Origin of the sequence: Agathobacter sp. LCP21S3_B2, assembly GCF_052118705.1 — a bacterium.
Lineage (GTDB): Bacteria > Bacillota > Clostridia > Lachnospirales > Lachnospiraceae > Roseburia.
Genome location: NZ_JBQKGQ010000007.1, coordinates 108,145 through 121,668 on the forward strand (window position 1 = coordinate 108,145; position 13,524 = coordinate 121,668).

A 13,524-nucleotide genomic window follows, 5' to 3' on the forward strand; every position below is an offset into this window, starting at 1 on the left:
AAAATAAAGAAGAGAAAAGTATGAAAAAAAATGACATATTTGAACTTGAAATAACAGATATGGGAACAGATGGCGAGGGTATCGGACATTATGATGGCATGACCTTTTTCGTAAAGGATGCACTGATTGGTGACGTCATAACAGCCCGCGCAACAAAATTAAAGAAAAACTATGGCTACGCAAGAGTGGAAGAGATTAAGACCCCTTCCACTTTTCGCGTTGAGCCGCAATGTGAGCTGCACAAGAGGTGTGGCGGCTGCCAGATACAGGCGCTCTCCTATGAAAAGCAGCTTGAATTTAAAAATAATAAGGTGCGCAACAATCTCATGCGTATAGGTGGATTTTCCGAGGCAAAGCTGGACAGTAAAATGCAGCCGCCTGTTGGCGCAGACAATCCATACCGCTACCGCAACAAGGCACAGTTTCCGGTGGGATATGACAGGGATGGCAATATAGTGACAGGCTTTTATGCATCGCGAAGCCACAATATCATCCCGGTTGAGGACTGCAGGCTTGGGGTGCCGCATAACAAAGAGATACTGGATATCATAAAGGAATGGATGAATGAGTGCGGCATCACACCGTATGACGAGAACACACACAAAGGGCTCGTGCGCCATGTGCTTATCAGATATGGTTTTACATCAAAGCAGATTATGGTGTGTCTTGTGATAAATGCAGATGAGCTGGAGCCGGAACATCGAGCAGCGGATATTGAAGGTGCAGAATGTGGGAAAATTGCGGATAAGCGTAATGGTGATAAAGCTGGTGATAACAAGGAATGTGGCAGTACGGCAGGTGATAGCAGGCATAATGCAGCAGATACACTGTGCGAAAGACTCTCAAAAATCGATGGAATGACTTCCATTTCCTACAATATCAACAAGGAAAACACAAATGTCATCCTCGGCAAAAAGACAGTCTGCATATGGGGAAGACCATATATTGAGGACACCATCCATCTGCTTTCTTACCCTGATTTCACACCACAGGGGACAGGCATCACATATCAGATTTCTCCACAGTCGTTCTATCAGGTAAACCCGAAGCAGACAGAAAAGCTTTACAGCACAGCTCTTGCATTTGCAGGGCTCACAGGAAATGAAAATGTCTGGGATCTCTACTGTGGTATCGGTACCATATCGCTCTTTTTGTCACAGAAGGCAAAGCAGGTGTACGGAGTGGAAATAGTGCCTCAGGCAATCGAGGATGCCAAAAACAATGCGAAGCTCAATGGCATCACAAATGCACAGTTTTTCGTAGGAAAGGCTGAGGAGGTGCTGCCACAGTTTTATGAGAATTCAAAGAAAACTGAGAAAATCACTGATGATACAGCATCCACCGGACATACAGATATGCTTCGCCCGGATGTGATAGTCGTTGACCCTCCAAGAAAGGGCTGTGATGAGAAGTGCCTGGACACAATGCTTGCTATGTCACCGGAGAGGATTGTATATGTGAGCTGTGATTCGGCAACATTGGCAAGGGATTTGAAGATACTCTGTGAAGAGAAGTATGAACTCATGAAGTGGCAGGCATTTGATCAGTTTTCTCATACGACGCATGTAGAAAGTATTTGCCTCCTCGAGCGGGTGAGAAACTGAACTGGTTTAAAAGAAATAGCCCAATTTCGTTTTTAGGATATTTTCCCAAGGACGAAAAATGGGCTTTTTTAATAGTGCATACACAATTTATTTATCCGAATAAATCACATTTCCATCGCATATGGTGTACTTAACCTTACCGGTCAGTTCCATGCCGGTAAAAGGTGTGTTTGATGATTTTGATGCATATTCGCATGGTACCCATTTTTCGTCAGGATCAAAGATGACAAAATCTGCAGCAGCACCCTCTGAGATAGTACCGTAAGGCATGTGGTACAGTCTGGCAGGGTTGATAGTCATCTTTTTCAAAAACTCAAGCATGCTTAGATGGCCCGGTTTGACAAGGCTTGTGATACCAAGAGCAAGAGATGTCTCAAGACCGATGATACCGCTTGGAGCTTCGGTTACAGGCTTTGATTTTTCCTCGGTGCTGTGAGGCGCATGATCTGTTGCGATAAGGTCTATTGTGCCATCGATAAGTCCCTCTATAATCTTTTGACGGTCTGCTTCAGTGCGCAGAGGTGGATTCATCTTGGCAAGGGTGCCGTGCTCTAAGACAGCATCCTCAGTCAGCGTGAAGTGATGAGGAGTGGCCTCGGCATGGAGCCTTGCACCAAGATTTTTGTAGGTGCGGACTATATCAACAGATACACCGGAGCTGATGTGCTGTATCACAACGTCGGCGCCACTGCGCAGCGCAAGCAGACAGTCTCTTGCGACAAGGGCTTCCTCAGCGATGGATGGTGAGCCGTAGATACCGAGAGCGTCAGATACTTTTCCGTGGTTGATGCCGTTGTTTTTGATAAATGCAGGGTCCTCCTCATGGAGACTTATCGGCATATCCAGCTTCGCAGCATTTTGCATGGCTCTGTAGCAGAAAGCAGCATTTGTAAGCGGGATGCCGTCATCAGTAAAGCCACATGCTCCGGCTTCCTTTAAAGCTGCCATGTCAACGTCATCCTGTCCTTTGAGGGAGTGCGATATTGCAGCGGCCTGATACATGCGGATTTTTTCCTGCTTTCCACGTGTGAGGCTGTCCTTTAGAGTATCCGCATTGTCCACTGTAGGCTTTGTGTTTGCCATGCATACAACAGTTGTGAAGCCACCCTTCGCGGCAGCCAGGGAACCGGTGTGGATATCCTCCTTGTATGTGAAGCCCGGATCACGGAAATGCACATGTGTGTCGATAAGTCCCGGTCCGACAATCATTCCGGATGCATCTATTATTTCTTCTTTTTCAGTTGCAGCAGCATCTGACGCACATGAGATGTCAGGTGCTATTTTTACTATTTTCCCATCTTTTACAAGTATATCCATCTGTTCGTAGAGACCTGAAGCAGGGTCTGCTACAATGCCGTTTTTTATTATCATGATAATCCTCCTGTAGATTGTATTTATTTTCTGATATATCCTAGTACAGCGAAAATTAAGTTGTTGATACATTGAGCGAGGATGCGGTTTCGAGAGTGCATGTCAAAAAACGCAGGCGTAGCGGGCTACGTCAAGGCTTTTTGGCATGTGCTATCGGAATCGCAGACCGGTCAATATATCAATTACTTATTATTCACTGTACTAGTATAACAGTTTTAAACGAACTGCACCATATCACTTGCATATTTTATCGGTAGTACAAGAAAATAATAATTACTGTTCACACCTAACAGTGTGGTCAGCAACGATTACATCCCATTTAAGTAAATGATATAGTTATTTAGAAAACGTTATCATAGTATAATGGAGAAGAACGAATTTGCAAATAAATTTCGTAACGGTTCAGTTTCTTCAACAAATTTCGTAATTGTTCAGTGCCTTCATAGCTGCGAGCCGCAAGCGCATTAGAATCAGCAGCGCAGAATAGTTACCCAATTTCAAACAAAAGTGAAAATTGAAAATTGGTCGCAATCATAATCGTCTGTATATATGGACAATAGAAAATTTTATATATAATATGATTTAAGGGATCCTGAATTGGATACCTTTTGACCCTCACATCATTTTACTAAGTAGGACTAAATTGGCATAATGTACAATAGCCGTAGGTTGATAGCATAGTAGGCAGACCCTGGGGAGCTGTAATCCCTAAAACTTTTAAAACAGCACCCAAAATTCAGCCCAAAAGCCGGAAAAATTGCGAGAAAAGTAGCTGAAACTGCAGAAATCTTCAAAACAGCTCCCAAAATTCGGCTCAAAAGCCGGGAAAATTGCGGGAAAAGTAGCTGAAACTGCAGAAATTTTCAAAACAGCACCCAAAATTCAGCCCAAAAGCCGGAAAAATTGCGAGAAAAGTAGCTGAAACTGCAGAAATCTCCAAAACAGCTCCCAAAATTCAGCCCAAAAGCCGGAAAAATTGCTGGAAAAGTAGCTGAAATCACTATAAATCACAAAACAGCTCAAAAAAATTAAAGGGAGAAAAACAATGAACTTAATACAAGGTATACATCACGTATCTATGAAGTGCAGCAGCACAGAGAAATATGAAAAGACAATAGATTTCTACAAAAACATTCTGGAAATCCCGGTCGCAAGGGAATGGCAGTCGGAATCATGCTTGATACCGGAAACGGAATTGTTGAGATTTTTAACGATGGAGATGATGCACCGGGCAAAGGTGTGATTCGTCATTTCGCATTCGCAACAGATGATGTGGATGCGTGTGTAGAGGCTGTAAAAGCAGCGGGATACGAGGTATTTATTGAGCCGAAGGATATAGAAATCGCATCAACACCGGTATTTCCGGCGCGCATAGCATTCTGCAAAGGACCACTTGGCGAGGAAATTGAGCTGTTTGAGGAAGTTGATTGTCGCACTGTTAGGTGAGAACAGTAACTTGAGGGAAATGACTATACATATAACTGTATATATATATTTGACAAATCAAAGTATAAAGGTATATACTAGCCGAGTTAAGCAAATTAATCAGGCTTTAAAATTATTATAATTAAAATGATGATTTTACGAAAGGAGTGCAACTATGAGCTGGAAAACAACTACGCTTCACCTCATGAAAGGTAACTGTTTAGCTGTTTACAGGGATAGTGCGCTCTTTTTTAGGTAAACAGCTTAAATAAATTAAGTTAAACTCAAGTTAAAATAAAACTGAAACGCACTATCTCCTGTTCAAAATATTTAAAGATAACTGTTTTGAAAAGGAGATTTTTTATGCGTAAATTTAATATTAAAGCACAGATACATAAATTGTACACTCTGACCACAGTAGGATATTTCAGGATAGCAGGGGCTTCATGGGTTGCACTTCTTGCGCTCAGAGGTTTTTCAATGTTTGAGATAGGAATGTTGGAAAGTATATTTCACATAGTAAGCAGCAGCTTTGAGATACCATCAGGGGTTGTTGCGGATGTGTTCGGAAGAAAGAAAACCATGGTGCTTGCAAGTCTGGTAAGTTTTGTATCGGGACTTTTTATGATACTGTCTAACAATTTCTGGTCAGTTGCATTTGCTATAGGCTTTAGCGCCTTAAGCTACAACCTCGAATCAGGCACACGTGAAGCTTTGGCATATGATAGTTTAAAATTTGCCGGTCAGGAGGAAAAATACAATAAATTTGCATCAACTGAAATGATGTTGTATAGGATAACAAGCTCAACAGCTACTTTGTGCGCAGGTTTTGCGCTGTGGCTTGGTTACAGAAAGGCATATGCATTTGATATTGTATTCAGCCTCATAGCAATAGGAATTGCGTGCAGTCTGAATGAAGTATCTGTGTCAAATGATGAAAATACGGATAACAAAGAAAACAATAACCCAAATGCAAATAAAAATGCGAAAATAGTATACCGGCTCAAAAATGTCATTACAGAAAGCTGGCATTTCATGATCACAAATAAAAAGGCCAGAAGTATCATGGTTATAAATGCACTTATAGGGGCGGTTTCAACCTTGGTACTATTCTTTTTACAGGCGAAGCTTCCCCTTGCAGGATTAAATGATGCGCTGCTTGGACCGGCACTTTTTGTGATGGGGCTTGGAGCGGCATTTGGTGCAAAAGCAGCCGGATTTTTTCCAAAATGGAAATATAAAAAATACATTATTATCAGTTGTATAGGTGTTGCCTTTGCATTTGCAATGGTATTTACAGAACTGCCATATATTATGATACTGGGTGGATTTGTGGGCTCTTTTTTTGATGATTTTATAGAAGTGCGCACGGATATTATACTCAATGAAATGATACCGTCAGAGCAGAGAGCCACACTCATTTCAGTTAATTCATTTATGTTTTCACTCGTTATGATTGTAATGTCAACACTTATGGGAAGCATTATGTAGCATCATCGCCGTTTAAACTTCAAGGATTAAAGCAATAGTAATTGATTCAGCTTCGAATATAAACAATTATTACAATGTGATTCATACGCACAGCATACCTCCTTCGTGCATACAATAGCATGAAGGAGGTATGTTTGTATTATGAATCCATTTAAAATGAGGCCGGAGAGAACCGGCGATTTATTTGTTGACTGGGAGAAATTCTGGGTAAAACCATATAACAAAAATGAGGTAAATCCGTATACAAGGACGAGAATCATATTGATGAATGGTACAGAATTTGAAAACGTGTGGTTTTCGCATCAGTTTTCAAGAAGCGTAGGTGATGATGAGCTTAGACGAAAGCTTGCATACATCAGGAAAAGTGAGCAACAGCAGCAGAAAATACTCACACATTTAAAGCCGGCAGATGAGTCGGCATTGGAGCACACCATAGGCTACGAGCAGCTTGCGGTTGATCTGACTGCTCATCTTGCAAAACGAGTAAATGACAAAAATATTAAGTCTGCGCTCGATTTTGCCCTGCTCGAGGACTTTGATCATTTGTACCGCTATGCAGATTATCTTGATTTTACCACAGGTGAGCACGCAGAGAAGCTTGTCGGAGGCTATACGGAAATCACACCGGGCAGACCGACTATTTCACACCACAGGCATCCATATGATTCAATACGATATCCGATGACGGATAAATGCCCTGCGACAATGGATGTGCTGGCTGCAAACGTAATCACAGCAGCAGAACAGCAGACTATGAACTACTATATGAATACAGCGGCACTTTGGCCTGATGAGATGGGACGCAGGCTATATCAGGAAATCGGAATGGTCGAGGAACAGCATGTCACACAGTATGGCAGTCTGTTGAAGCCATGCATGAGTCGCCTTGAAAATCTACTTGTGCATCAGTATGTCGAGTGCTGGCTCTATTGGAGCTGTTATGAAACGGAGACGGATACAAGAATACGTGGCATATGGCAGTTTATGTTTGAACAGGAGCTTAAGCATCTGCATATTGCACTTGAGCTGCTAAGACAGTACGAAAAAAAGGATTGGCAGGAGGTCATCCCTGACGCTGAGTTCCCGGCTCCTCTTGTGCTGGAGAGCAATATTGAGTATGTCAGGTGTGTGCTTGGCAGTACGGTAAACGACACAGCATGTCGTGAAAGGTATGTGGATGTAAGAACCAATGCTCCTGAAACATTTATCAGATATCAGCGCCTGGTCAATGACCCGGTAAGAAATGTAATGAGCCATACCTTTATTGAGGATTATATCCGCAAAAACGGGGAGGATTATCGCTTTGAGGTGGCGCCAAATCCGGTGCCGGAGCTTCGTGACCGTACAAAGGATAATATATGTGTGGGCAGACAGCCTCTTTGCAGGAATCGGTATTAGAAGCCATTTTATATGCCATCTGTGGCATGTGATACCCGGCCCTGACATTTTGTCAGGGCATTGCTGTGCAAAGAAGTATAACTCGATTGTATTTAAGCTATGGAGTAGCTTGTACTCGTTGCTGGTCACACTGTTAGGTGTGAACAGCAACGAGTAAGGCTCACAGAAGCCGGTTGACGAAATTATATAGGTGTATTAAACTGTAATCAGGTTAGAGAATACTAATTACATACAGCTGTTTTACATTAAGTGGTTATGAATACAAAATACCTTTTGACACTCATATCATAAAATAAAAACAGCAGAATAGGAGGCAACCATGATTACATCAACCATATTAGGTTTATTAATACCATTTATAGGCACGTCGCTCGGTGCGGCATGTGTACTTTTTATGAAAAATGAGCTTTCCGTAAAGACCACAAAAATGCTCAGTGGCTTTGCAGCAGGCGTAATGATTGCGGCATCAGTCTGGAGTCTTCTGATTCCGGCACTTGAGCAGTCACAGAGCCTTGGAAAAATGCAGTTCGTCCCGGCAGTAGCAGGCTTTATGCTCGGAATGTTTTTCCTATTGATACTGGATAAAATCACACCACATATGCATCTCGATAATTCAGTCGAGGGTCCAAAGAGCAATTTCAGCAGACAGACAATGATGGTGCTTGCAGTTACATTACATAATATACCGGAGGGCATGGCAGTCGGAGTGCTCTACGCAAGCTGGATATCAGGAACCACCACCATCACGAGGGCAGCAGCTCTTTCACTGGCAATCGGAATAGCCATACAGAATTTCCCGGAGGGCGCAATCATATCCATGCCATTACATAGCACCGGAAGCTCAAAGCTTAGAGCCTTTGTATACGGAGTATTGTCGGGAATAGTCGAGCCGATAGCGGGAATACTTACGATACTTGCCATCGGAATAATAGAGCCGGTAATGCCGTACCTGCTAAGCTTCGCCGCCGGAGCCATGATATATGTAGTCATAGAAGAACTCGTGCCGGAAATGTCAGAGGGAGGTCACTCAAACCGCGCCACCATAGCATTTATGGTGGGCTTCTGCCTCATGATGACACTCGATGTGATGCTGGGCTAGGCCTGAGCGAGCCCACGGCAACAGCCGAGGGGAAAGCGTAAAAGAATAACAAACACGCACAGAGCGAACCCGGCGGAGACCGGGCAAAGCATACACAAATAACAAACATGCCCAGAGCGAGCCCACGGCAATAGCCGTGGGCAAAGCGACAAGAAGGTAAATAGAGCCACAGCGTGAGGAACCCGGGCGGCAGGCACACACAGGCTCGGGAGGGCGAATAGCGTAGCCCACCCGAGCCTGTGTGTGCCTGCCGTCCGGGTTCCGTACTATAGCCACAACCCAGCAAGTCAAATGCATTGTGAAAAACTGTGAAAAAAAAAGAAAATTCTTCCCAAATTATTTGGAAATTTTTAATAAAACGCAAATAAAATAAATCTTAACTTCCCCAAAACGCAATATAAAAACTGCACAAAAATAAAAACACAAATTGTTGAAAATGTATAAAAAGCTAACTAAAAAATGTGAAACTTTGCCAGCGAAACAATATAAAAACGAAACGTTGACTTTATAAAACGATGTGACTAAAATCAAGTACAACGATAGTTGCTTCTTATTAAATCAAGACCAAACAAACATCAAAGGTCAGACAAAACACATCTTGAGTTATTAAGAAACAATTTGCGTATCAAATTTCATATAGCAAAAAAGAAAGGAGGTAACGCAGATGGATGCTCTGGTAGATGGACTGTTAGAGGAACTTAATTGTGACGTGGTATTCAAGATACCGATATTCGGAGGCATACCCATATACGAGTCGGTAGTAGTCACATGGATAATAATGGCAGCGGTATTTTTACTGTGCTTTTTTCTCGGCAGAAATCTTTCAGTTGAAAATCCCGGACGAAGACAGGTAGCCGTAGAGGCAGGAGTCAAATTCCTTAATGATTTCTTCAGTGAGACACTCGGAGAAAAAGGAAAGGATTACATACCATATCTGGCAACAGTAATCATCTATATAGGAATAGCAAACCTGATAGGTTTACTTGGCTTCAAACCGCCGACAAAGGATATGAACGTCACCGCAGCACTCGCTGTAATGAGCATAGTTCTTATCGAGGTGGCAGGAATCAGGGCAAAGGGCACCAAAAGGTGGCTTAAAAGCTTTGCAGAGCCAATGCCGGTAATACTACCTATCAATATCCTTGAAATCTTTATCAAACCATTATCGCTGTGTATGCGATTATTTGGAAACGTCCTTGGTTCATTTGTAATCATGGAGCTTTTAAAGATGGTCGTCCCGGCAATTGTCCCGGCAGTATTCAGTTGTTATTTTGATATCTTTGACGGACTTATACAGGCATATGTATTTGTATTCCTGACAGGACTTTTCATCAAGGAGGCAACTGAGTAAGAAGACCTGATGAGGCATGAAACACCACATCATTTAATTTCACATCGTAAGCATGGAAAATGTAACCTCGCTTACAAAAAGAAACAAAATAATTGCTAACCAAAAGAAAGCATATAAGCAAGAAAAGGAGAACACATTATGTCATCAACATTATTAGTAGCAATCGGAGCTGGAATCGCAGTATTAACAGGAATCGGAGCCGGACTTGGAATCGGTAAGGCAACAAGCAGCGCAGTAGACGCAATCGCAAGACAGCCGGAGGCTGAGAGCAAAATCTCTAAATCACTTCTTTTAGGATGTGCACTTGCAGAGGCAACAGCTATTTATGGTTTCGTTATCGCATTACTTATCATCCTCTTCCTTAAATAATCAGGCAGCGTAACTGACAGTTACAACCAGATGAAACAGAAAGGAAGGTAGAGCAATGTTAAAAATTGATCCATGGAACATAGTATGGACAGTAGTCAATCTGCTTTTCCTGTACTGGATATTTAAGAAATTCCTCTTTGACCGCGTGATGGGCGTGATCAATCAGAGAGAGGAAATGATTCAGAAGCAGTTCTCGGAAGCAAAGAAGAGTCAGGACGATGCAGAAAGCTTAATGAGCGACTATAAAAAGAAGCTCGAGAGTGCAAAGACTCAGGCAGACCAGATAATACTTGATGCCAGGGCAAGAGCCGAGGCTGAGCGGGAGAAGGCTCTTGAGAGAACCAGACAGGAAGCAGACAGTATGCTTGAAAAAGCAAAAGCGGACATTGCTAGCGAGCAGGATAAGGCAACAAAGGCCGCTGAGGCTGAAATTGCAAAACTTGCCATATTAGCAGCGAGAAAGATTGTAAAGACAGGTGAAGCTAATGACACAGGCAGCAGTAAATAATGCAATAGTTTTGTACAGGCTGGCTGTAGAGCGTCGTGATGTGGAGGAAGCACAGAGAGTATACTTTGTGACAGAAAAGCTTGCACAGACGCTCGCAAATCCACTTATACCGCTGACCAAAAAGTATGACATCATAGAAAAGGTATACGGATTTGAGAGTGAGCCAAGGCTTATCACAAGCTTCATAAAGGAAATGGTAAAGCTTGGATATGCCGCTGAAATGAATGAAATCTTTGAGGCATATTACAGATACTGGGATGAGAAAAACCATATCATAAGAGCTGAGTTTATCAGTGCAGAGGCCGCAACCGACGAGGAAGCAAATGACGCCAAGGCGCTGCTACAAAGCAAATATCCGGAATATGAAATATCCCTTACACAGAAAGTGGACGAAACACTTTTAGGTGGATATGTGATTAAGACTCTTAATACAGAGTATGACAGAAGCTACGAAGGAAAGCTTCGTGAGCTTGAAAGAAAATTGACCAGGAGGTGACCCCTGTGGGCGCAATCAGTGCAACAGACATAATCTCCATTATCCAGAGCGAGATAGAGAATTTCGACTTCGATACCGAGAGCCGTGAGACCGGCGAGGTAATCTACGTCGGTGACGGAATCGCCACAATATACGGCATCGACCATGCCATGTACGGTGAGATCGTAGTATTCGATAATGGAGTAAAAGGAATGGTTCAGGATATCCGTCAGAATGAAATCGGAGTAATTCTTTTCGGAAGAGACCACGGAATCCATGAAGGAACCAAAGTAGTAAGAACAAAGAAAAAAGCCGGAATCCCTGTAGGCAAAGGCTATATCGGCCGAATCATCAATGCTTTAGGTGAGCCTATTGATGGAAAAGGCGATATCAAAGAGGAAGATTACAGACCAATCGAGAATGAGGCACCGGGTATCGTGGACAGAAAGTCAGTAGATACTCCACTTGAGACAGGAATCCTCTCAATTGATTCAATGTTTCCAATCGGACGTGGACAGCGAGAGCTTATCATCGGTGACCGTCAGACAGGAAAGACATCAATTGCCACAGATACCATCATCAACCAGAAGGGCAAGGATGTTATCTGTATATATGTAGCAATTGGTCAGAAAGCATCAACAGTAGCAAAAATTGTGTCAACTCTGACAAAACACGGCGCAATGGATTACTCAATCGTGCTTTCATCAACAGCCAGCGATCCTGCATCACTGCAGTATATCGCACCATACGCAGGAACAGCCATGGCAGAGCATTTCATGCATCAGGGCAAGGATGTACTTATCGTATATGATGACCTTTCAAAGCATGCGGTAGCATACAGAGCACTTTCACTGCTGCTCGAGAGATCACCGGGACGTGAGGCATATCCAGGAGACGTATTCTATCTCCACTCAAGACTGCTCGAGAGATCAAGCCGTCTGAGCGATGAGCTGGGCGGAGGCTCAATCACAGCACTCCCAATCATCGAGACACAGGCAGGAGACGTATCAGCATATATCCCTACCAACGTAATATCTATCACAGACGGACAGATATTCTTAGAGAGCAACCTCTTCAACGCAGGTATGAGACCGGCCGTAAACGTAGGTCTTTCAGTATCCCGAGTTGGTGGAGCTGCCCAGACAAAGGCCATGAAGAAGGCATCAGGAAGCATCCGTATCGACCTGGCACAGTACAGGGAGATGGAGGTCTTCACACAGTTTGCATCAGACCTTGACGATGCCACAAAAGCACAGCTTGCACATGGAAAAGCACTTATGGAGCTGTTAAAACAGCCACTTTGCCATCCGCTGTCACTGCATGAGCAGGTAATGACACTTATAATGGCAAACCACGGTGTGTTTGATACAATAGAGACAAAAGAGGTCAAGAAATATCAGGGCGATATCCTCTCATACATGGATCTTTCTTATCCGGAAATCGGACAGAAAATCGAAGAGAACAGAGCCATTGATGAAGAGCTCGTAAATGAAATCATGGATGCAGTAAAAGAGTATAAAGGGTAACAGGTAGTATTATGGCAAACACGAAGGAAATACAGGATCGAATAAAAAGTATCAATGATACGCTTAAAATCACAAATGCCATGTATATGATTTCTTCTTCGAAGCTGAAAAAGTCCAAAAAGATGCTGGCAGATACAGAGCCGTATTTCTTCACACTGCAATCAGAGATGAGCCGAATACTCAGGCATTTGCCTGATATGGAGGACATCTATTTCAAGACCAACGAGGATAAGCTGCCTGAGGACAGAAAGGTCGGATATATCGTAATCACAGCTGATAAAGGACTTGCGGGCTCATATAACCACAATATCCTGAAAATGGCTGAGGAGCACTTAAAGGATCATCCGAACCATTCACTTTTCGTACTCGGAGAGCTAGGACGTCATTATTTTGAACAGCGTGGAATTGAGATTGAAAAACAGTTCCACTACACAGTTCAGAATCCGACACTCAACCGTGCCAGAAATATTGCAGAAGAAATTTTGGAGCTATATCTACATAACGAGCTGGACGAAGTTTATATTATCTATACCAGCATGATAAATGCGATTCAGGAGGAAACACAGATGTCACAGCTTCTGCCACTGAAAAAGGCAGACTTCACTGTGCAGATTCCTATAGATATACCGAGGGAGGAGCTGGCACTCAAGCCATCGCCTGAGGCAGTCATGGATCGTATCGTACCAAACTACGTTGTTGGATTTGTCTACGGTGCTCTTGTAGAGTCATTTTCATGTGAGCAGAACGCCAGAATGATGGCGATGCAGTCCGCATCAAACAGTGCGAGGGACATGCTTGCAGAGCTTGACATTCTTTACAACCGTGCCAGACAGGCAGCGATTACACAGGAGATTACAGAGGTAATAGCCGGTGCTAAATCGCAGAAGAAAAAGAGAAAGTAGGCTTT

The 13,524-nt window shown here is 43.0% G+C and carries 12 protein-coding genes; 11 read left to right on the top strand and 1 reads right to left on the bottom strand.

Annotated elements, in window-relative coordinates; all coding sequences use genetic code 11:
• The first annotated feature begins 20 nt into the window (after positions 1-20).
• Complete coding sequence (locus tag ACTQ1L_RS06880) at positions 21-1,604, top strand: class I SAM-dependent RNA methyltransferase (RefSeq protein ID WP_441366188.1); 1,584 nt, start codon at positions 21-23, stop codon at positions 1,602-1,604.
• An 87-nt stretch (positions 1,605-1,691) separates the two neighbouring features.
• Here ACTQ1L_RS06880 and ACTQ1L_RS06885 read toward each other — a convergent pair whose 3' ends face one another.
• Entirely contained in the window at positions 1,692-2,975 is a 1,284-nt protein-coding gene (locus tag ACTQ1L_RS06885) for a dihydroorotase (protein ID WP_441366190.1), read from the bottom strand.
• 1,158 nt (positions 2,976-4,133) lie between these two features.
• On the opposite strand from ACTQ1L_RS06885, the gene ACTQ1L_RS06890 reads away from it, so the two are divergent.
• The 10 genes from ACTQ1L_RS06890 to atpG all read left to right on the top strand — a co-directional run bounded on the left by ACTQ1L_RS06890 (position 4,134) and on the right by atpG (position 13,519).
• Positions 4,134-4,421, top strand: a complete 288-nt coding sequence (locus tag ACTQ1L_RS06890; protein ID WP_441366192.1) for a VOC family protein — start codon at positions 4,134-4,136, stop codon at positions 4,419-4,421.
• Between the two features lie 342 nt (positions 4,422-4,763).
• Positions 4,764-5,891: an MFS transporter gene (locus tag ACTQ1L_RS06895; RefSeq protein WP_441366194.1), complete on the top strand. Its 1,128-nt coding sequence runs from the start codon at positions 4,764-4,766 to the stop codon at positions 5,889-5,891.
• A gap of 141 nt (positions 5,892-6,032) precedes the next feature.
• Positions 6,033-7,289 (top strand): hypothetical protein, encoded by a 1,257-nt coding sequence (locus ACTQ1L_RS06900; protein WP_022293276.1) that lies wholly within the window; start codon positions 6,033-6,035, stop codon positions 7,287-7,289.
• Between the two features lie 319 nt (positions 7,290-7,608).
• A complete protein-coding gene (locus ACTQ1L_RS06905) occupies positions 7,609-8,388 on the top strand; it encodes a ZIP family metal transporter (RefSeq protein WP_321110271.1) in 780 nt (259 codons plus the stop codon).
• A 664-nt stretch (positions 8,389-9,052) separates the two neighbouring features.
• On the top strand, positions 9,053-9,739 hold the full coding sequence (locus ACTQ1L_RS06910; RefSeq protein ID WP_012743659.1) for a F0F1 ATP synthase subunit A: 687 nt from the start codon (positions 9,053-9,055) through the stop codon (positions 9,737-9,739).
• 138 nt (positions 9,740-9,877) lie between these two features.
• A complete protein-coding gene (gene atpE, locus ACTQ1L_RS06915; protein ID WP_012743658.1) occupies positions 9,878-10,108 on the top strand; it encodes an ATP synthase F0 subunit C in 231 nt (76 codons plus the stop codon).
• A 55-nt stretch (positions 10,109-10,163) separates the two neighbouring features.
• Positions 10,164-10,616 (top strand): F0F1 ATP synthase subunit B, encoded by a 453-nt coding sequence (atpF, locus tag ACTQ1L_RS06920; protein ID WP_441366197.1) that lies wholly within the window; start codon positions 10,164-10,166, stop codon positions 10,614-10,616.
• Positions 10,594-11,112: an ATP synthase F1 subunit delta gene (gene atpH, locus ACTQ1L_RS06925; protein WP_441366198.1), complete on the top strand. Its 519-nt coding sequence runs from the start codon at positions 10,594-10,596 to the stop codon at positions 11,110-11,112. The genes atpF and atpH overlap by 23 nt, the downstream gene beginning before the upstream one ends.
• Positions 11,109-12,617 carry a F0F1 ATP synthase subunit alpha gene (gene atpA, locus ACTQ1L_RS06930; RefSeq protein WP_441366199.1) on the top strand — a complete coding sequence of 503 codons (1,509 nt, stop codon included), beginning with the start codon at positions 11,109-11,111 and terminating at the stop codon, positions 12,615-12,617. Before atpH ends, atpA begins: the two co-directional genes overlap by 4 nt.
• 11 nt (positions 12,618-12,628) lie before the next feature.
• Positions 12,629-13,519 carry an ATP synthase F1 subunit gamma gene (gene atpG / locus ACTQ1L_RS06935; protein ID WP_118257846.1) on the top strand — a complete coding sequence of 297 codons (891 nt, stop codon included), beginning with the start codon at positions 12,629-12,631 and terminating at the stop codon, positions 13,517-13,519.
• The last annotated feature ends 5 nt before the right edge of the window (positions 13,520-13,524 follow it).

Excerpts from the sequence above, each read along its gene's own strand:
- ACTQ1L_RS06880 (WP_441366188.1), top strand. The coding sequence starts at position 21 with ATGAAAAAAAATGACATATTTGAACTTGAAATAACAGATATGGGAACA.
- ACTQ1L_RS06885 (WP_441366190.1), bottom strand. The coding sequence starts at position 2,975 with ATGATAATAAAAAACGGCATTGTAGCAGACCCTGCTTCAGGTCTCTAC.
- ACTQ1L_RS06890 (WP_441366192.1), top strand. The coding sequence starts at position 4,134 with ATGGCAGTCGGAATCATGCTTGATACCGGAAACGGAATTGTTGAGATT.
- ACTQ1L_RS06895 (WP_441366194.1), top strand. The coding sequence starts at position 4,764 with ATGCGTAAATTTAATATTAAAGCACAGATACATAAATTGTACACTCTG.
- ACTQ1L_RS06900 (WP_022293276.1), top strand. The coding sequence starts at position 6,033 with ATGAATCCATTTAAAATGAGGCCGGAGAGAACCGGCGATTTATTTGTT.
- ACTQ1L_RS06905 (WP_321110271.1), top strand. The coding sequence starts at position 7,609 with ATGATTACATCAACCATATTAGGTTTATTAATACCATTTATAGGCACG.
- ACTQ1L_RS06910 (WP_012743659.1), top strand. The coding sequence starts at position 9,053 with ATGGATGCTCTGGTAGATGGACTGTTAGAGGAACTTAATTGTGACGTG.
- atpE (WP_012743658.1), top strand. The coding sequence starts at position 9,878 with ATGTCATCAACATTATTAGTAGCAATCGGAGCTGGAATCGCAGTATTA.
- atpF (WP_441366197.1), top strand. The coding sequence starts at position 10,164 with ATGTTAAAAATTGATCCATGGAACATAGTATGGACAGTAGTCAATCTG.
- atpH (WP_441366198.1), top strand. The coding sequence starts at position 10,594 with ATGACACAGGCAGCAGTAAATAATGCAATAGTTTTGTACAGGCTGGCT.
- atpG (WP_118257846.1), top strand. The coding sequence starts at position 12,629 with ATGGCAAACACGAAGGAAATACAGGATCGAATAAAAAGTATCAATGAT.